Origin of the sequence: Streptomyces sp. NPDC091281 (assembly GCF_044757425.1) — a bacterium.
In the GTDB taxonomy this organism is placed as follows: domain Bacteria; phylum Actinomycetota; class Actinomycetes; order Streptomycetales; family Streptomycetaceae; genus Streptomyces.
On record NZ_JBIVUY010000013.1, the window covers coordinates 172642 to 190259 of the forward strand.

General features: G+C 72.2%; 15 protein-coding genes and 1 pseudogene. 11 read left to right on the plus strand and 5 right to left on the minus strand.

What is annotated here, in order from left to right; translation table 11 throughout:
• Positions 1 to 473: 473 nt before the first annotated feature.
• Positions 474 to 1556: a hypothetical protein gene (locus tag ACIQPQ_RS29655; RefSeq protein WP_401309694.1), complete on the plus strand. Its 1083-nt coding sequence runs from the start codon at positions 474 to 476 to the stop codon at positions 1554 to 1556.
• Between the two features lie 37 nt (positions 1557 to 1593).
• Here the strand turns inward: ACIQPQ_RS29655 and ACIQPQ_RS29660 are convergent, their stop codons facing one another.
• On the minus strand, positions 1594 to 2019 hold the full coding sequence (locus tag ACIQPQ_RS29660) for a Rieske (2Fe-2S) protein (RefSeq protein WP_401309697.1): 426 nt from the start codon (positions 2017 to 2019) through the stop codon (positions 1594 to 1596).
• Between the two features lie 315 nt (positions 2020 to 2334).
• Here ACIQPQ_RS29660 and ACIQPQ_RS29665 point away from each other — a divergent pair, with 315 nt between their 5' ends.
• Both ACIQPQ_RS29665 and ACIQPQ_RS29670 read left to right on the plus strand, forming a co-directional pair.
• The gene (locus tag ACIQPQ_RS29665) at positions 2335 to 3402 is read left to right on the plus strand and encodes a LacI family DNA-binding transcriptional regulator (RefSeq protein WP_401309700.1); all 1068 of its coding nucleotides are present in this window, start codon (positions 2335 to 2337) and stop codon (positions 3400 to 3402) included.
• Between the two features lie 144 nt (positions 3403 to 3546).
• A complete protein-coding gene (locus ACIQPQ_RS29670; RefSeq protein WP_401309703.1) occupies positions 3547 to 4458 on the plus strand; it encodes a carbohydrate kinase in 912 nt (303 codons plus the stop codon).
• A 102-nt stretch (positions 4459 to 4560) separates the two neighbouring features.
• On the opposite strand, the gene ACIQPQ_RS29675 is transcribed toward ACIQPQ_RS29670, so the two are convergent.
• Positions 4561 to 5415, minus strand: a complete 855-nt coding sequence (locus ACIQPQ_RS29675) for a helix-turn-helix domain-containing protein (RefSeq protein ID WP_401309706.1) — start codon at positions 5413 to 5415, stop codon at positions 4561 to 4563.
• A 112-nt stretch (positions 5416 to 5527) separates the two neighbouring features.
• On the opposite strand from ACIQPQ_RS29675, the gene ACIQPQ_RS29680 reads away from it, so the two are divergent.
• A complete protein-coding gene (locus ACIQPQ_RS29680) occupies positions 5528 to 6100 on the plus strand; it encodes a YceI family protein (protein WP_401309708.1) in 573 nt (190 codons plus the stop codon).
• Positions 6101 to 6261: 161 nt separating this feature from the next.
• Here ACIQPQ_RS29680 and uvrA read toward each other — a convergent pair whose 3' ends face one another.
• Positions 6262 to 9309 carry an excinuclease ABC subunit UvrA gene (uvrA, locus tag ACIQPQ_RS29685; RefSeq protein WP_401309711.1) on the minus strand — a complete coding sequence of 1016 codons (3048 nt, stop codon included), beginning with the start codon at positions 9307 to 9309 and terminating at the stop codon, positions 6262 to 6264.
• A 221-nt stretch (positions 9310 to 9530) separates the two neighbouring features.
• Between uvrA and ACIQPQ_RS29690 the strand changes: the two genes are divergently transcribed.
• The 5 genes from ACIQPQ_RS29690 to ACIQPQ_RS29710 all read left to right on the plus strand — a co-directional run bounded on the left by ACIQPQ_RS29690 (position 9531) and on the right by ACIQPQ_RS29710 (position 13952).
• Positions 9531 to 10226 (plus strand): maleylpyruvate isomerase family mycothiol-dependent enzyme, encoded by a 696-nt coding sequence (locus ACIQPQ_RS29690; RefSeq protein ID WP_401309714.1) that lies wholly within the window; start codon positions 9531 to 9533, stop codon positions 10224 to 10226.
• 10 nt (positions 10227 to 10236) lie between these two features.
• Positions 10237 to 10893, plus strand: a complete 657-nt coding sequence (locus ACIQPQ_RS29695) for an MBL fold metallo-hydrolase (protein ID WP_401309717.1) — start codon at positions 10237 to 10239, stop codon at positions 10891 to 10893.
• A 466-nt stretch (positions 10894 to 11359) separates the two neighbouring features.
• On the plus strand, positions 11360 to 12244 hold the full coding sequence (locus tag ACIQPQ_RS29700; protein WP_401309720.1) for an ABC transporter substrate-binding protein: 885 nt from the start codon (positions 11360 to 11362) through the stop codon (positions 12242 to 12244).
• Positions 12241 to 13173, plus strand: coding sequence for an amino acid ABC transporter permease (locus tag ACIQPQ_RS29705; RefSeq protein WP_401309723.1), 933 nt, complete (start codon positions 12241 to 12243; stop codon positions 13171 to 13173). The genes ACIQPQ_RS29700 and ACIQPQ_RS29705 overlap by 4 nt, the downstream gene beginning before the upstream one ends.
• Positions 13170 to 13952 (plus strand): amino acid ABC transporter ATP-binding protein, encoded by a 783-nt coding sequence (locus ACIQPQ_RS29710; RefSeq protein WP_401309726.1) that lies wholly within the window; start codon positions 13170 to 13172, stop codon positions 13950 to 13952. Before ACIQPQ_RS29705 ends, ACIQPQ_RS29710 begins: the two co-directional genes overlap by 4 nt.
• 127 nt (positions 13953 to 14079) lie before the next feature.
• Here the strand turns inward: ACIQPQ_RS29710 and aroQ are convergent, their stop codons facing one another.
• Positions 14080 to 14553 carry a type II 3-dehydroquinate dehydratase gene (aroQ, locus tag ACIQPQ_RS29715; RefSeq protein ID WP_383772380.1) on the minus strand — a complete coding sequence of 158 codons (474 nt, stop codon included), beginning with the start codon at positions 14551 to 14553 and terminating at the stop codon, positions 14080 to 14082.
• 103 nt (positions 14554 to 14656) lie between these two features.
• On the opposite strand from aroQ, the pseudogene ACIQPQ_RS29720 reads away from it, so the two are divergent.
• Positions 14657 to 14961: pseudogene (locus tag ACIQPQ_RS29720) on the plus strand (LD-carboxypeptidase); the annotation flags it as partial.
• Between the two features lie 96 nt (positions 14962 to 15057).
• On the plus strand, positions 15058 to 16377 hold the full coding sequence (locus ACIQPQ_RS29725) for an MFS transporter (RefSeq protein WP_401309730.1): 1320 nt from the start codon (positions 15058 to 15060) through the stop codon (positions 16375 to 16377).
• A 24-nt stretch (positions 16378 to 16401) separates the two neighbouring features.
• Here ACIQPQ_RS29725 and ACIQPQ_RS29730 read toward each other — a convergent pair whose 3' ends face one another.
• A complete protein-coding gene (locus ACIQPQ_RS29730; protein ID WP_401309733.1) occupies positions 16402 to 17502 on the minus strand; it encodes a calcium:proton antiporter in 1101 nt (366 codons plus the stop codon).
• Positions 17503 to 17618 lie beyond the last annotated feature (116 nt).

Genomic DNA, 17618 nt, shown 5'->3' on the forward strand with positions numbered 1-17618 from the left:
CCGCCCGGCACGTGCCGGCACGGGCTGACGCCTGCCGACCGGCGCTGACCCGCGCTGCTCCGGTGCCCGTGCGGTCCGCGCGGAGGGCCGGTGCGCAGGGCTGGGCGGGCTGTCCGGCGAGACGCCCGGAGGGGCGACCGGTCGGGGTGCCCCGTGGGGGTGAACGGCGCGGTGAGCGGTGGGGGTGGACTGTGGGGGTGAGCGGTGGGGGCGACCGTCGCTGCGGGAGGGAACGGGCAGGGGTGAGCGGGGCGGGCGGGGAAGGGCAAGACCGCCGACTCGGCCACCCTGGCGTCCCGTTCCGGTGCCAACGGTTGTCGGGACAAGATCAACCCGCTTCAATGCGGTGAAAACTCCGGGCGGTGAAGCGCACGCTACGGATGTGAGGGCGCGCCCCCGTGTCACCGGGCGGCCCGGTCACCCACGCGAACGGTCCGACCAGCCGTCGTGAGCATTCACAGAAAGGCCCCTGCATGCCGCACGCCACTCAGCACGCGGACGCCGCCCCCTCCCCCTCGCCCGCCGAGGGTGCCGCGGGCGTGACGGGAGCCCGGAACCACGGAGCCGCCCCGCACACCGCGGAGCACCCACGGGACACCGTGGACGCCCAGTGCTCCGGGGCCGACGTGGCCACCACCGCCGAACTGGACGCGCTGCTCCGCGCCGGCCCCTTCCACGTGGCCCTGCGCGCCGCGATAGCCGCCCGCGGGCTGCCCCTCCAGCGGGTCCAGCACCATCTGTCGCGGCACGGCGTCACGGTCGGCGTCACGAGCCTGAGCTACTGGCAGCAGGGCGCCCGCCGCCCGCAGCGCCCGGAGTCCCTGCGGGCCGTACGCGCACTGGAGGAGATCCTCCACCTGCCGGACGAGTCCCTGATCCGGCTGCTCACGGAGGAGGAGGAGGGCGATCACCCCGTCGGGCAGGCGAGAAGCGGCCGGTCCTACCGCTCGTTCCTGGAGGCCTCGGACGTCCTGGAGAAACTTCTGGTCGAACTGGAGTGCCCGCCCGACGACGGACTGCACGCCCTCGGCCACCACGAGCGCATCCGCATCGGCGCCCACCGCGAACTCCTGGGCCGCGAGTCGCAGCACATCGTCCGCGCCCACCGCGACGGCGTCGACCGCTTCGTCGCGGTCCATCACGGCGACCCGGGCTGCGTCCCCGACCGGATGGCGGTGCGCGCGCTGGAGAACTGCCGCACCGGGCGGGTGCACAGCCACCACGCCACCGGCGTCCTCGTCGCCGAACTGCTCTTCGACACCCGACTCCGCGCCGGTGACACCCTGCTGTTCAGCTACCTGGTCGAGGACGGCACCGCGGGCCCCTCCCACGAGTACGTCCGCGGCTTCGGCACTCCCGGCGGCCAGTACGCCCTCCAGGTGCGGTTCGACGAGGAGGCGCTCCCGGCCCGCTGCCACCGCTTCACCCGCCACTCCCCCGCGGCGCCCCGCAGCGGCCGCCTCGAACTGCCCCTCAGCCGCCATCACCGCTCGGTCCACCTGGTCGAACCGCGCGTACGGTCGGGCATGGTGGGCATCGGCTGGGACTGGGAGTGACCCCGCGGGGTCCTTGGCCCCCGCTCCGCCCCGGGACTCAGTCGGGCGGACTCACCACGATCCGGCCGTTCTCGGCCTTCACCGGCAGTTCGTTCAGCGGGACGGTGGCGGGCCTGCGCAGCACCTGACCGGTGGTGGCGTCGAACTCGCTGCCGTGACAGGAGCAGGTGAGCGTGGTGCCGTCGAGCTTGTCGATGGGGCATCCCGCGTGCGTGCAGATCGAGCTGTAGGCCTTCAGCTCACCCCGCCCGGACCGGCTGACCACCACGTTGTGGTCCTGGTGCAGCGCCGCGCCGCCGTTCTCCACCTCGCTCTCCGCGCCGAGGTCGACGGGCGCGGTGGGGGTGGCGGGTGCGGTGCTGCCTCCGGTCGGCGAGCAGGCGGTGAGCCCGAGTCCCGTGGCGGGCACCAGAGCCGCCCCTCGCAGGACGGTACGACGGCTCGCGGTCGGACGGCCGGACATACAGATCTCCAGGAACAGGGCGGCGGGGACAGAGCGGCGGCGCGAACCGACAGGCCCCGAGGCGGCCGAGCGGGCGGGCAACACGCACGATACCGGGCAGCACACAGGCCGAACTCGGCCGGGTGCGCAGGGCCGAGTTCGGCCCGGTACACGGGGCCTACTCCGCCGGGGCCAGGCCCTGCGGGCGCGCCCGATCCACGGGCGTAAGCGATTGCGTAAGCGTTTACGCGGGGCCCTCCCATGCGGTAGCTTCCCGGCGGGACCAGCCTGGCCGGGTCCGCTCCGCCCCGGCCCGAGGAAGGGAGGGGTCCTCGTATGCCGACCATGGCCGATGTCGCCCGGCGGGCCGGGGTCTCCGTGGCGACCGTGTCGCATGTCCTCAACGAGACCCGGCCGGTCCTCCCCCACACCCGGCAGGCCGTCCTCGACGCGATGGACGCCCTCGGCTACACCCCGAACGCCCTCGCCCGTTCCCTGGTGACCTCCCGCACCTACACTCTGGGCCTCGCGGTCTCGGCGGCGGGCAACCCCTACTTCACGGAGATCCTCCAGGGAGTCGAGTCGGCCGCCCTGGAGCACGGGTACGGCCTCCTCGTCGCCGACCCGCACGACGACCCCGAGCACGAGAGCCGGGCCGTCCGCCTGCTGCACGAACGCCGCGTCGACGGGGTGATCGTCGCCCCGTCCACCGCGCCGGACGGGCTCCTCTCCTACCTGGCCCGCCACCGGGTTCCGGCCGTCCTCCTCGACCGGGTGGTCGACGCCCCGCAGGACGGCCCCCACTGCTTCGACCAGGTCTGTTCCGAGAACACGGCGCCCATGGCCGACCTGGTCACCCATCTCGCCGGGCTCGGCCACCGCCGGATCGCCCTGGTCGCCGGACTGCCCGGCCTCAGCACCACCGCCGAACGCGTCTCCGGCTACCGACAGGGCCTTGCCTCCGCCGGCCTCCCCCACGACGACCGCCTCCTCGCCCACGGCGCCTCCTCGTCCGGCGGCGCCCTGCGGGCCGTCACCGGTCTGCTCTCCCTGGCGGACCCGCCCACCGCCCTGGTCACCGGAAACGACGCGATGACCCTCGGCACCCTCCGCGCCCTGCGCGAGCACGGCCGGTCCGTGCCCGACGACATCGCCCTGTGCTGCTTCGACGACTTCCCCTGGGCGGACCTGTTCTCCCCCCGGCTGACGGCCGTCGCCCAGCCCGGCCGGGACATCGGCGGCCGTGCCGTGCGGGTGCTCCTGGACCGGCTCGCCGCACCGGACAGACCCGCGGTAACCGAACGGCTCCCGTGCGCCTTCGTCCACCGCACCTCCTGCGGGTGCCCCGACCGGGCGAACCCGGCCCGATCCCGCACCGGGCGGCCTGGCGGTCCGGCAGCCTGAGACACGTCGCACCGCCCCGCACGCACGCCCGCGCCACCTCAAGCAGCCGTACCCGTCCGAGAGCCCCGAAGTTCCGCCGAGACTCCGCCCCCGCAGTCCCCGAGCCCCAGAAGTCCCGGAAGCCCCCAGAGAGGAACCCGTCCCGTGATCGTCGTCGCCGGTGAGGCCCTGATCGACCTGGTACCGCAGGGCAGGGGTGCCCTCGCCACCCTGCAACCGGCCCTCGGCGGCGGGCCGTACAACACGGCGGTGGCCCTCGGCCGCCTCGGCTCCCCCACCGCCTTCTGCTCCCGCGTCTCCCTCGACGCCTACGGGGAGGCCCTCCTCGACGGCCTGCGCATCTCTGGGGTCGATGTCACCGCGGTCCAGCGCGGCCCCGAGCCGACCACCCTCGCGGCGGCCACCGTCGGCGACGACGGCTCCGCCTCCTACACCTTCTACGTGGAAGGCACCGCCGACCGCCTGTTCTCCGTACCGCCCGCCCTGCCCGCCGGGACGCGCGCGGTGTCCTTCGGCACCTGCTCCCTCGTCCTGGAGCCCGGCGCCGGCGCCTACGAGGAGCTGCTGCGAACCTCGGCGGCGCAGGGCCTGTTCACCGCCCTGGACCCCAACATCCGTGCGGGGCTGATCCCGGACGCCGACGCCTACCGGGCACGCTTCCGGGCCTGGCTGCCCTCCGTCCACCTGTTGAAGCTGTCCGAGGAGGACGCCCGGTGGCTGGGCGGCACCCCGCGCGACTGGCTGGCCGCCGGTCCCTCCGCCGTGGTGATCACCCAGGGCGGCGACGGGCTGACCGTGTTCACGAAGGACGGTGCCGTGCATCCGGTGCCGGGCGAGAAGGTCGACGTCGCCGACACGATCGGAGCCGGGGACACGGTCAACGCGGCCCTGCTGCACGCCCTTGCGGCCCAGGACGCCCTGTCCCCGGCGGCGTTGGAGGGGCTCGGCCACGACGGCTGGGTCCGCCTGCTGCGGTTCGCCGCCCGCGCCGCGGCGATCACCTGCTCCCGGGCGGGCGCGGAACCGCCGTACGCCTCCGAACTCGGCGAACTGTAGGAGCGGTCGAAGGACTCTGGCCGGACGGAAGCCAGTGTTCGGTCGGTGGTGCCTACGCTCCGGAGTCTCCGGCTGTGAGGAGGCTGCGGCTCTCCGGTCCCGTCAGCCGCCGACCGCTCTCAGGGCGCCGGGTCTGCGGCCGTTGAGGTGGTCCAGGGCGGTGGCGGTCGCGGCGTCTGCGGGGAGGTCGATCCGCAGGCGCTGGCCCTCGTCGGGCAGGGCCAGGGTTTCGTAGGACAGCCTCAGCCGTCCTGCCTCAGGGTGGTCGAGGGTCTCGGTGCCGAACCGGTCCGGGAGGTTCGGCACGGCCGCGAGCCGTTCGGTGAAGGGGGCGCCGGCGGTGACGGTCAGTTCGTCGGCGAGGGCGGCGATGTGGGGATCGTGCAGGGACGCCTCGTGGCGCAGGTAGGCGACCTGTTCGTCGGCCAGCCGGTCCCAGCCGGGGAACACGACCCGGGCCCGGTCGTCGGTGAACAGGTACCGCACGAGGTTGGGCTTGTCCCCGTCGAGCAGTCCGAGCGGGCGGACCAGCCGCTCGTATCCGTCGGTGTGAGCGACGATGTCGCCCACCCAGTTCAGCAGGACGGCAGGCGTCGGCTCCAGGCGGTCCAGCAGAGCGCGGACACTGGGCCGTACCGTGTGGTCCGGCGGGGCGACCGCCGAGCAGAGCACCCGGTCGACGCCGCCCTCCTTGGCGAGGCGTCTCAGCAGGATGCGGTCGGGCACGCGCAGGCGGAGCGCGTCCCCGAGGGCTCCGAGCACCTGGGGCGAGGGGTTGCGGTCGCGTCCCTGTTCCAGGCGGGTGATGTACTCGACGCTGACCCCGGCGAGCGTGGCCAGCTCGGCGCGGCGCAGTCCGGGTGTGCGCCGCCGGGGGCCGGTGGGGAGTCCCACCTCGGCGGGTGTGACCGCTTCGCGGCGGGTGCGCAGAAAGGTACCCAACTGGTTGTCGCTCACCTTTCGAACGTACCTCGGGCAGTCCGCGGGCCGCGATGTTCAGAGTGGCCCTGCCACTACCACCCTTCGGCCGGTCTCCCTTTCCCCGCACCGACGCGGGGAGGGTGGGGGCATGACTCAGGACAATGCCTCGAAGACGCTGACCACACCCGCGCTGCCGCTGCCGCCGGGCGAGTGGGAACTCGATCCGCTGCACTCGGCGGCCAACTTCACGATCCGGCACCTCGGGATCGCCAAGGTGCGCGGACGCTTCCGGGACGTCTCGGCCGAGCTGTACGTCGGTGAGACGGTCGATGAGGTGCGGGTGAGCGCAGTGATCGCGCTGGCCTCCATCGACACCGGCAACCCGGACCGGGACAAGCACACGCGCGCGGCCGACCTGCTGGACGTGGAGAAGCGTCCGACGATGGCGTTCCGCTCGTCGCGGGTGTCCGGGGAGGGCGAGGACTGGACGATGGCGGGGGACCTGACCATCGGGGACGTGACCCGCCCGGTGACGCTGGCCGTCGAGTTCGGCGGGCTGGTGGACTCCCCTGTGGATCAGAGGAAGCACGCCGGTTTCGAGGCGACGGGGGAGATCCGGCGCAGTGACTTCGGGTTGGACTTCGGCGCCGGTTTCCTCGGTGATGTTGTCAAGGTGCAACTGGACATGCAGTTCATCGCCCCGCAGGTCCAGGCTGGCTGATGGTGGAACGGACGGCGCCCCGCGGGGAGTTCCCGCGGGGCGCCGACTTTTTCCGGAAAAAGCCAAGTTGACCGACTCGTTCCGCTTTTTTGCTTCCTGTCCGGTCTGCCGAGTCCTTCGACTCCCCGCAGATCCGGCCCAGTTCGGGCTCTCTGCCCTGCTCAGGCCTTGCGGGTCCGCGTGGTCTTCTTCGCGGGAGCCGCCTTGGCGGTGGTGGACTTGGCCGCGGCGGACTTGGTGGCGGCGGACTTGGCCGTCCCGGTCGCGGCGGCGGTCTTCGTGGCAGCCGCTGTCTTCTTCGCGGTCGCCGCCGTCTTCTTCGCCGCCGTCTTGCGTGGAGCCTTCACCGGCGCGGCGTCGCTGACCCGGTCGGGGCCGAGGACCTCACGCAAGAACTTGCCGGTGTGGCTGGCCGGTACCGCGGCCACCTCCTCCGGGGTTCCTTCGGCGATGACGAGACCACCGCCCGCACCGCCCTCGGGGCCCATGTCGACGACCCAGTCGGCGGTCTTGATGACATCGAGGTTGTGCTCGATGACGATGACCGTGTTGCCCTTCTCGACCAGGCCGGAGAGCACCTTGAGGAGCTTGCTGATGTCCTCGAAGTGCAGGCCGGTGGTGGGCTCGTCCAGGACGTAGACCGTGCGGCCGGTCGAGCGACGCTGGAGTTCGCTGGCGAGCTTGACGCGCTGCGCCTCACCGCCGGACAGCGTGGTCGCCGACTGGCCGAGCCGGACGTAGCCGAGGCCGACGTCCTTGAGGGTGTTGAGGTGCCGGGCGATGGACGGGACGGCCTCGAAGAAGGAGGTCGCCTCCTCGATCGGCATGTTCAGGACCTCGGCGATGGACTTGCCCTTGTAGTGGACCTCCAGGGTCTCCCGGTTGTAGCGGGCGCCGTGGCAGACCTCGCAGGGGACGTAGACGTCCGGGAGGAAGTTCATCTCGATCTTGATCGTGCCGTCGCCCGCGCAGTTCTCGCAGCGTCCGCCCTTGACGTTGAAGGAGAAGCGGCCCGGCTGATAGCCGCGGACCTTCGCCTCGGTGGTCTCGGCGAACAGCTTGCGGACGTGGTCGAAGACGCCGGTGTAGGTCGCCGGGTTGGACCGCGGGGTGCGGCCGATGGGCGACTGGTCGACGTGCACGACCTTGTCGACGAGATCGTCGCCGTCCACGCGCGTGTGGCGTCCCGGCACGTTCCTCGCGCCGTTCAGCTCGCGGGCCAGGTGCGTGTACAGGATGTCGTTGACCAGGGTCGACTTGCCGGAGCCGGAGACACCGGTGACCGCGGTGAAGACGCCCAGCGGGAAGGAGACGTCGATGTCCCGCAGGTTGTTCTCACGCGCGCCGTGCACGGTGAGGCGCCGGGACGGGTCGAGCGGGCGGCGGATGTCGGGCAGCGGGATGGACTTGCGGCCCGAGAGGTACTGCCCGGTCTGGGACTCGTCGTTGACGAGCAGTTCCTTGAGGGAGCCGCTGTGCACGACCTTGCCACCGTGCTCACCGGCGCCGGGCCCGATGTCGACGATCCAGTCGGCGACCTTGATGGTGTCCTCGTCGTGCTCGACGACGATGAGCGTGTTGCCCATGTCGCGCAGGCGTACGAGGGTCTCGATCAGCCGGTGGTTGTCGCGCTGGTGCAGGCCGATCGACGGCTCGTCCAGCACGTACAGCACGCCGACGAGGCCGGAGCCGATCTGGGTGGCGAGGCGGATGCGCTGGGCCTCGCCGCCGGAGAGGGTGCCCGCCGCGCGGTTGAGCGAGAGGTAGTCCAGGCCGACGTCGACCAGGAACCGCAGGCGCTCGTTGACCTCCTTCAGGACACGCTCGGCGATCTTCTTGTCGCGCGCGTTGAGTTTCAGCTCGCCGAGGAAGTCGGCGCAGTCGCTGATCGACATGCCGGAGACCTGGGCGATGGACTTCCCCATGACGGTGACCGCGAGGACGATCGGCTTGAGGCGGGTGCCCTCACAGGTGGGGCAGGGCACCTCGCGCATGTAGCCCTCGAAGCGCTCGCGGCTGGCGTCGCTCTCGGCCTCGCTGTGGCGGCGCTTGACGAACGGGACGGCGCCCTCGAACGGCGTCGTGTAGACGCGCTCGCGGCCGTACCGGTTGCGGTAGCGGACCTCGATCTGGGTCTTGTGGCCGTACAGCAGGGCCTTGCGGGCGCGCTGCGGGAGCCCCGCGAAGGGGATGTCCGTACGGAATCCGAGGGCGTCCGCGAGGGCGTTGACCAGGCGGCCGAAGTAGTCCTTGGTGTGTCCGTGGGACCAGGGGTGGATGGCGCCCTCGTCGAGGGACTTGTCCTCGTCGGGGACGATCAGTTCGGCGTCGACCTCCATGCGGGTGCCGATGCCGGTGCACTCGGGGCAGGCGCCGAAGGGCGAGTTGAAGGAGAAGGAGCGGGGCTCCAGTTCCTCGAAGGACAGGTCGTCGTAGGCGCAGTACAGGTGTTCCGAGTACATGCGCTCACGCTCGGGGTCGTCCTCGGGGAGGTCGACGAAGTCGAGCACGACCATGCCGCCGGAGAGGCCGAGGGCGGTCTCGACCGAGTCGGTGAGACGGCGCTTGGCGGACCCCTTCACCGTGAGGCGGTCGATGACCACCTCGATGGTGTGCTTCTCCTGCTTCTTTAGGGTGGGCGGCGTCGCGAGCTGGATGGTCTCGCCGTCCACGCGCGCGCGGCTGTAGCCCTTGGTCTGGAGGTCGGCGAAGAGATCGACGAACTCGCCCTTGCGCTCGCGGACCAGCGGCGACAGCACCTGGAAGCGGCTGCCCTCGGGGAGTTCCAGCACCTTGTCGACGATGGCCTGCGGCGACTGGCGGGAGATCGGGCGGCCGCACTCGGGGCAGTGCGGCTTGCCGATGCGCGCGAAGAGCAGCCGCAGGTAGTCGTAGACCTCGGTGATGGTGCCGACCGTCGAGCGCGGGTTGCGCGAGGTCGACTTCTGGTCGATGGAGACCGCCGGGGAGAGGCCCTCGATGAAGTCGACGTCCGGCTTGTCCATCTGGCCGAGGAACTGGCGGGCGTACGAGGAGAGGGACTCCACGTAGCGTCGCTGGCCCTCGGCGAAGATCGTGTCGAAGGCCAGCGAGGACTTGCCCGACCCCGACAGGCCCGTGAAGACGATGAGCGAGTCGCGTGGCAGGTCGAGCGAGACATTCCTGAGGTTGTGCTCGCGCGCGCCACGGACGATGAGACGGTCGGCCACGCCGGTCCGCACCTTTCTTGAGAGAAGTGCCAGGGGCGAGGCCCCCGTCTTTTCCAGACTAGGGGGAGCCACTGACAACGCCGGTCGGATGCACGGGTGACAACAATCCCCTGCCATCAAGCATGCCCGACGCCGCCAACGACCATATAGCACGTGCATTCGATTTGCGGGCGGTGTCGACCTCCTTCACCCGAAGGAGTGGCGGGGCTAGGGTCAGCAGCATGATTGATCACGCTCATGACCTGGCCTCTGTACACGAAGCGACCGAGCGGCTGCTGAACGCGCTCGCCGGAATGGACAACGCGCGGTCGGCCGAGCCGTCACGCCTTCCCGGCTGGAGTGTCGGACACGTCCTGGCGCATCTGTCCCGCAACGCCGACGCGCTCGTGAACGTTCTGGAGGGCCGGCCCATGTACGCCGACGCCGCCACCAGGGACGCCGACATCGAGCGTGACGCCGCTCGCCCTCTGGATGCCCAGCTCGCGGACGTCCGGGAGAGCTGGGAGCGGTTCCGGCGCGCGGCGGCCGTGCCCGCCGACTGGTCGCGCACGGTGGAGCTGCGCAACGGGGTCACGGACACGGCGGCCCGGGTGCCGTTCCGGCGCTGGGTGGAGGTCGAGCTGCACCACGTGGACCTCGGCCTCGGCCGCGAGCTGGAGGACCTGCCCGCCGAGTTCACCGAGCGGGAGATCGCGTTCCTCGCCGACCGGTTCGCCGGGCACGCCGACGTGCCGTCGACCCTCGTGACGGACGGCACGCGCGCGTGGCACACCGGGCGGGAGACCGGGGCCGGGTCGCGTCCCGAAGTGACCGTCAAGGGGGCCCGTGCCGACCTCCTCGGCTGGCTCTCCGGGCGCCGTGACGGCGGCGCCCTGACCGTCGAAGGCGGCCCCCTCCCGGCGCTGCCGCCGCTATAGGCTGGCGGGCATGACGTACAGCGGAGAGGTGCGGGTCGGCGGCCCTGCGGACGTGCACGAGCTGAAGGACCTGATGATCACCAAGATCGCGGTGGGTCCGATGGACAACAACGCCTATCTGCTGCGCTGCCGGGCCACGGACGAGCAGCTGCTGATCGACGCGGCCGCCGACGGAGCGGCGCTGCTCGGCATGATCGGTGACGACGGCATCGCGTCCGTCGTCACCACCCACCGGCACGGGGACCACTGGCAGGCGCTCGCCGAGGTCGTGGCCGCGACGCGCGCGCGGACGTACGCGGGTCGGCACGACGCGGAGGGCATTCCCGTGCCGACCGACGTCCTCGTCGACGACGGCGACACCGTCCGGGTGGGAGACGTGCGGCTCACCGCGCGCCACCTGGTGGGCCACACGCCGGGCTCGATCGCCCTCGTCTACGACGACCCGCACGGGCATCCGCACGTGTTCACGGGCGACTGCCTGTTCCCCGGCGGCGTGGGCAACACCCGCCAGGACGCCGACGCGTTCGCGAGCCTGCTCCACGACGTGGAGACGAAGATCTTCGACGCGCTCCCGGACGAGACCTGGGTCTATCCGGGCCACGGCAAGGACACCACCTTGGGCGCCGAACGCCCGCACCTGCCGGAGTGGCACGCGCGCGGGTGGTGATCCGCGAGTCCTACGCGCGCGTAGGGACCCGTCCGTCCCACCCGCCCCCCGTCCTACGCGCGGGTGGTGACCCGCCGGCCCGCCAGGTCGCACGCTCCGCACGGTCCCGAGCGGCGCCCAACCACCGGCACCGGCACCGTGCGGCGCACAGCCCACGCGCGCACCCCGTGTGAACCGCGCGCACGCGCCGCAGGACCGCGTGCGCTCCCCGTGCGCCCGGCCGCGCGGTCCACTGGGAACAGCACCGCGCGGGACGGCGTCACCCCGGGCGGGACGGCCCGCCGGGCCGCCGGGCCGCCGGGCCACGATCCCCGCCCTCGCCCGGCGGCCCAGGCGTCCGCGCCCCACGCGCGCCTGACGCGCCGTCTCCCGGCCGTGTTCACGAGAATGCAACACCCGTTCCCACTATGCGGACAGTCACGGATGTGACCTCGACAAACGCCGAGTTGGCTGCCACTCTCCCGCCATGCGTCCTGCACCTCGTGTCCTGCGCCGCGCTGTCGCCGGCGTCACCGTCGCCCTGCTCGCCACCGCCGTCGGCTGCGCCCCGCAGCAGGACGAGAAGGCGGCCGCCAAGCCGTCCGGTTCGGGCGCCGACGCGTGTGCGCCGGGCAAGTTGGCCACCGAGACGTCCGGCAAGCTGACGATCGCCACCGACCAGCCCGCCTACGAGCCGTGGTTCAAGGACGACAAGCCCGCCAACGGGCAGGGCTTCGAGTCGGCGGTGGCGTACGCCGTGGCGGAGCGGCTCGGCTACGACAAGGCGGCCGTCGTCTGGCAGAGCGTGCCCTTCAACAAGGCCTTCGCGCCCGGCGAGAAGACGTTCGACTTCGACATCAACCAGGTGTCGATCAGCGACGAGCGCAAGCAGGCCGTGGACTTCTCGTCGGGCTATTACGACGTGCGCCAGGCCGTCATCGCGCTCAAGGGCGGCAAGGCGGCGAAGGCCACGAGCCTCGCGGACCTCAAGGGCCTCAAGCTGGGCGCCCAGGTCGGCACCACCAGCCTGGACTACATCGACGACCTGGTGAAGCCCACCACGGCGGCGGCCGTCTACGCCAAGAACGACCAGGCCAAGTCCGCGCTCAAGAACGGTCAGGTCGACGCCATCGTCGTCGACCTCCCGACCGCCTTCTACATCACCGGGGCCGAGATCACGGACGGCACGATCGTCGGCCAGTTCGAGAACCAGGGCGGCACGCCCGAGCAGTTCGGCCTGGTCCTCGACAAGGGCAGCGCGCTCACCACGTGCGTCTCCGACGCCGTGGACGCGCTCCGCGCGGACGGCACCCTGGCCAAGATCGAGCAGCAGTGGCTCTCCGACGCGGTCGACGCACCGGTGCTGAAGTGACCCTCGCCAAGGAGGAGTCCGGCCCGCAGGGCCCGGACGACGACGGAGACATGCCGCGGGGCGACGAGGGCGCCCCACGCGACCCCTACGTGCCCTCGGCGCGGCGGCTGGAGCGCGAGCGGCACCGTCGCACGCGCGCGCGGCGCGCGACGGCGATCGCCGCGGTCTCCACCCTCGTCACCGCCGCCGCGCTGTACCTGCTCGTCGTCAGCGCGCCCGGCTGGGAGCGCACCAAGGAGACGTTCTTCGACGGACGGTACGCGCGTGAGGCGTTCCCGAAGGTCCTGGAGGGCCTCTGGCTGAACGTCCGGCTGCTGCTCGTCTGCGGTGCGGCCGTGCTGGTGCTCGGCATGCTGATCGCCGTCGCGCGCACGCTGCGCGGCCCGGTGTTCTTCCCGCTGCGGTTCCTGGCAGCCGCCTATACGGACTTCTTCCGCGGACTGCCGCTCATCATCAACTTGATGATCGTCGTCCTGGGTGTGCCCGCGCTGCGCCTCCAAGGCGTCACGGTCGACCCCGTGCTGCTCGGCGGGACGGCGCTGACGCTGACGTACTCGGCGTACGTGGCCGAGGTGTTCCGCGCGGGCATCGAGTCCGTGCACCCCTCGCAGCGCGCGGCGGCCCGCTCGCTGGGCCTGTCCAACCGGCAGGCCCTGCGCCACGTCGTGCTGCCCCAGGCCGTACGCCGCCAGGTCCCGCCGCTGCTCAACGACCTGGTGTCGCTCCAGAAGGACACCGGGCTGGTGTCGATCGGCGGGGCCATCGACGCCGTGCGCGCGGCGGACATCATCGTGGGCCGCAGCCTCAACTACACGCCGTACATCGTCGCGGGTCTGCTCTTCGTGGCGCTGACCATCCCGATGACCCGGTTCACCGACTGGGTGACGGCCCGCATGGACCGTCAGCGGGCCCAAGGGGGAACGACATGAGCGACGCGCCCGAGGCGTCCGCACCGGCCGCCGCCGGGCCCGTGCTGCGTATGGAGGCGGTCCGCAAGACGTTCGGCGAGACGGTGGTCCTGCGGGACGTCGACCTGGAGGTCGCCCCGCACACGGTGACGGCGCTGATCGGGGCGTCCGGTTCCGGCAAGTCGACGCTGCTGCGCTGCGCCAACCTGCTGGAGGAGATCGACGACGGGGCGATCTGGCTGGACGGCGAGGAGATCACCGACCCGCGGGCCGACCCGGACGCGGTGCGGCGCCGGATCAGCGTGGTCTTCCAGTCGTACAACCTGTTCCCGCACATGACCGTGCTGGAGAACATCACGCTCGCCCCGCGCCGGGTCCACCGCGTCGCGCGCGCGGAGGCCGAAGGGTACGCCCGGGAGTTGCTGGAGCGGCTGGGGCTGGGCGGGAAGGCGGGTGAGTACCCGGACCGGCTCAGCGGGGGCCAGCAGCAGCGGGTGGCCATCGTGCGTGCCCTGGCGGTACGCCCGCGCCTGCTGCTGCTCGACGAGATCACCGCGGCCCTCGACCCGGAGCTTGTGGGCGAGGTCCTGAACGTCGTCCGGGATCTCAAGGACGACGGCATGACGATGGTGCTCGCGACCCATGAGATGGGCTTCGCGCGCGAGGTCGCCGACCAGGTGTGCTTCCTGGACGGTGGCGTCGTGCTGGAACGCGGCACCGCCGAGGAGGTGTTCGGCGCGCCCCGCCAGGAGCGGACGCGGCGCTTCCTCCGCCGGATCGTGGAGTCCGGCCGGCTCTAGGAGCGGAGTCCGGCCGACTCCGGAGGCGGGGCGCGCCGCGACAGGGACGAGGGGCGATCGCCCGGACCCCGGTCAAAGCCGCGCTCCACGCGCGCGTGCAGCCGCGCCCCACGCGCGCGCCGCACGCTCAGGTGTCGGCCCGCCTCTCCCCCGCCAGCGCGGCGACCCGCTCCACGGCGAACACATAGCCCTGCACCCCGCAGCCCGCGATGACGCCGTCGGCGCGCAGCGAGACGTAGGAGTGGTGCCGGAAGGACTCGCGCCGGTGGATGTTGGAGATGTGCACCTCCAGCACCGGCAGTCCGTCGCACGCGTTGAGGGCGTCCAGGATCGCGACCGACGTGTGCGAGTAGGCGCCGGGGTTGATCACGATGCCGCAGTGGCCGAGCCGTGCCTCCTGGATCCAGTCGACGAGTTCGCCCTCGTGGTTGGACTGGCGGAAGTCGACGGTGCCGCCGTGCGCGCCCGCGGCCTCGACGCAGAGCCGCTCGACGTCGGCGAGGGTGTCGGACCCGTAGATCTCGGGCTGGCGCTGTCCCAGGAGGTTCAGGTTGGGGCCGTTGAGGATCATGATCGGGGCGTGGGCCAGGGTGCGGGGCACGGTTTCTCCGGTGCGTTCGGCGGGTCGCGGCCCGTCGGGAACCGCTGCTCGGACCCGGTCTATCACGGTGAGGCCGCCGGAACCGGCCCCCTAGGGCCATGGCATGACCACGCCCGTCCCTCCGTCGAAGCGCTCGCCCGTCTATCCGTCCGAGCCCTCGCCCGGCGACCGCGTCGCCGTCGTGTCGCGGTCCGGCGGCCTGCTGGAACTGTCGCCCCTGCCTACGAATTCGGGCTGGCCCGGCCGCGCGAGGAGTTCGGGCTCGTGCCGGTCGCGTATCCGACGACCCGCAGGATGGCCGTGACGCCCCGGGAGTGGGCCGACGACCTCCGTGCCGCCTCCGCCGATCCGGACGTCAAAGCCGTCGTCACGTCCATCGGCGGCGACGACCAGATCGCCGTGACCCCTGAGCCCTCCGTGCACCACCGTGCGCCCCCGTGACGCATGGTCACTGTGGGTAGTTGACCCGGTATGCATGATGTACAGACCGTGAGAGCGCCCTCCATGCCGAGGCTCGCGGCCGCCTCGCTCGCCGGGACGGCCATCGAGTTCTACGACTTCTTCGTCTACGGGACTGCCGCCGCGCTCGTCCTGGGCCCGCTGTTCTTCCCGACGTTCTCGCCGCTGGCGGGGACGCTGGCGGCGTTCGCGACGTTCGGCGTGGGGTTCGTGGCCCGGCCGCTGGGGTCGGTGCTCTTCGGGCATGTCGGTGACCGGCACGGCCGCCGCCCGGTCCTGGTGGTGTCGCTGCTGGTGACCGGCGCGGCGACGGTCGCCGTCGGCTGCCTGCCGACGTACGGCTCGATCGGGGTGGCGGCTCCGCTGGCCCTGCTCGTGCTGCGGTTCGTCCAGGGGCTGGGGCTCGGCGGGGAGTGGGGCGGGGCGGTCCTGCTGACGGCCGAGCACGCGCCCGCGCACCGGCGGGGGCTCTGGTCGAGCTTCCCGCAGGTGGGCCCGTCGGTGGGTTTCGTGCTGGCCAACGGGGTGGTGCTGGCCCTGTCGGCCACGCTGAGCGACGCGCAGTTCGCCGCGTGGGGCTGGCGGGTGCCGTTCTGGGCGGCCGGGGTGCTGGCGCTGCTCGGGCTGTGGCTGCGCTCGTCGCTCCCCGAGAGCCCGCGCTTCCTGGAGATCGAGGACCGCGCGCGCGTGCCACTGGTCGAGGTGATCCGCGTCCACGGACGGCTCGTCCTGCTCACGGCGGGCGCCCTCGCGGCCGGGTACGCGATCTTCTACACGGTGACGACCTGGTCGCTCGCGTACGCGACGGAACGGCTCGGGGTGAGCCGTACGGTGATGCTGAGCTGCGTCATGGCCGCCGTCCTGGTGATGGGTGCGCTGACGCCGCTCGCGGCTGTGCTCGGGGACCGCTTCGGGCGACGGCCGCTGTGCCTGGCCGGGTGCGCCGCGGCGGCCCTGTGGATGTTCCCCACGGTCGCGCTGCTCGGCACGGGGTCGCCGCCGCTGATCTTCCTGGGGTTCCTGGGCGCGCTGATCGCGTTCGTCACCATGTTCGCCGTGATCGCCGCCTATCTGCCGGAGCTGTACGAGCCACGCGTGCGCTGCACGGGAGCGGCCGTCGGCTACAACCTGGGCGGTGTCCTGGGCGGCGCGGTCACGCCGCTCGTGGCGACGGCGCTGGCGGAGCACTCGGGGCGCGTGCCCTGGGGCGTGGGCGCCTACCTGACCGGCATCGCGCTGCTCAGCCTGACCTGCTTCGCGCTGCTGCCGGAGACCCGGCCGGAGCGGGCGGCGGCGTCGATCCCGGTGCCGTCGACGGCCGCTGACCAGGACGCCCCGGACAGACAGGGGGCCACGATGGGCTGAGCTTCAGCGGGCGGTGACGCGTGGCTACGGGTTGACGGCCAGCTCCAGATACGCGGCGAAGAGCACCAGGTGCACCCCGCCTTGGAGCAGGGTCGCCCGCCCCGGCACCACGGTCAGCGAACTCACCACGACGGTGAGCGCCAGGAGCACCATGTGGACGGAGTCGAGGCCGAGGACCAGCGGCCCGGAGAGCCAGACGGAGGCCAGGGCGACCGCCGGGATGGTCAGGCCGATGCTGGCCATCGCGGACCCGAGCGCAAGGTTGAGGCTGGTCTGCACGCGGTCGCGGCGGGCGGCCCGCAGCGCGGCGATCGTCTCGGGGAGCAGCACCAGCAGGGCGATGATCACACCGACCACGGCATGGTGGAGTCCGGCCGCCTCCACGCCGTCCTCGATCGTCGGGGAGACCCCCTTGGCCAGGCCGACCACGCCGATCAGGGCGAGCCCGAGCAGACCGAGGCTGATCAGCGCGGTCCGCGCGGACGGGGCGTCGGCGTGGTCGTCGACCGTGATTGCGTGGCCCTGGCGGGTGACAGGGAGGAAGTAGTCGCGGTGCCGGACGGTCTGGGTCGCGACGAAGAGGCCGTAGAGGATCAGGGACGACACGGCCGCGAAGGTGAGCTGGACGCTGGAGAACTCCCGGCCCGGCTTGCTGGTCGTGAAGGTCGGCAGCACCAGGCTGAGGGTGGCGAGGGTCGCCACGGTCGCCAGTGCGGCGCCGGTGCCCTCCGGGTTGAAGCGGGCCGTGCCGTGCCGCAGGGAGGCGACGAGCAGGCAGATGCCGACGATGCCGTTGCAGGTGATCATCACGGCGGCGAAGACGGTGTCCCGGGCGAGCGTCGCGCTCTTGTCGCCGCTGTCGACCATCAGCGTGACGATCAGCGCGACCTCGATGATGGTCACGGCGACGGCCAGCACCAGTGAGCCGAAGGGCTCGCCCACGCGGTGCGCGACGACCTCGGCATGGTGCACCGCCGCGAGGACGGCCCCGGCGAGGACCAGGGTGACCACGCCGACCAGCACGCCGGGAAGGTGGCGGCCCCAGGTCAGGACGAGCAGGACGATCGCGAGCACCGGCACGAGGGACGTCCAGCGGGCACCGAGCCACCTCAGCCGAGCGATCATGCAGTGATCGTCGCAGAGGGCCGCGGGCTCCGCACTCCGGCTTCGCGCGAGAAGGACGGGCGGTCCGCGCAGGCGTACGGGGCCTGTGGAAAACCTTCGGGCGGCGCGGGACACCC

What these genes read in the sequence shown, in the direction of transcription:
- ACIQPQ_RS29655 (WP_401309694.1), top strand. Translation starts at nt 474, where the DNA reads ATGCCGCACGCCACTCAGCACGCGGACGCCGCCCCCTCCCCCTCGCCC.
- ACIQPQ_RS29660 (WP_401309697.1), bottom strand. Translation starts at nt 2,019, where the DNA reads ATGTCCGGCCGTCCGACCGCGAGCCGTCGTACCGTCCTGCGAGGGGCG.
- ACIQPQ_RS29665 (WP_401309700.1), top strand. Translation starts at nt 2,335, where the DNA reads ATGCCGACCATGGCCGATGTCGCCCGGCGGGCCGGGGTCTCCGTGGCG.
- ACIQPQ_RS29680 (WP_401309708.1), top strand. Translation starts at nt 5,528, where the DNA reads ATGACTCAGGACAATGCCTCGAAGACGCTGACCACACCCGCGCTGCCG.
- ACIQPQ_RS29690 (WP_401309714.1), top strand. Translation starts at nt 9,531, where the DNA reads ATGATTGATCACGCTCATGACCTGGCCTCTGTACACGAAGCGACCGAG.
- ACIQPQ_RS29695 (WP_401309717.1), top strand. Translation starts at nt 10,237, where the DNA reads ATGACGTACAGCGGAGAGGTGCGGGTCGGCGGCCCTGCGGACGTGCAC.
- ACIQPQ_RS29700 (WP_401309720.1), top strand. Translation starts at nt 11,360, where the DNA reads ATGCGTCCTGCACCTCGTGTCCTGCGCCGCGCTGTCGCCGGCGTCACC.
- ACIQPQ_RS29710 (WP_401309726.1), top strand. Translation starts at nt 13,170, where the DNA reads ATGAGCGACGCGCCCGAGGCGTCCGCACCGGCCGCCGCCGGGCCCGTG.
- ACIQPQ_RS29725 (WP_401309730.1), top strand. Translation starts at nt 15,058, where the DNA reads ATGCCGAGGCTCGCGGCCGCCTCGCTCGCCGGGACGGCCATCGAGTTC.
- ACIQPQ_RS29730 (WP_401309733.1), bottom strand. Translation starts at nt 17,502, where the DNA reads ATGATCGCTCGGCTGAGGTGGCTCGGTGCCCGCTGGACGTCCCTCGTG.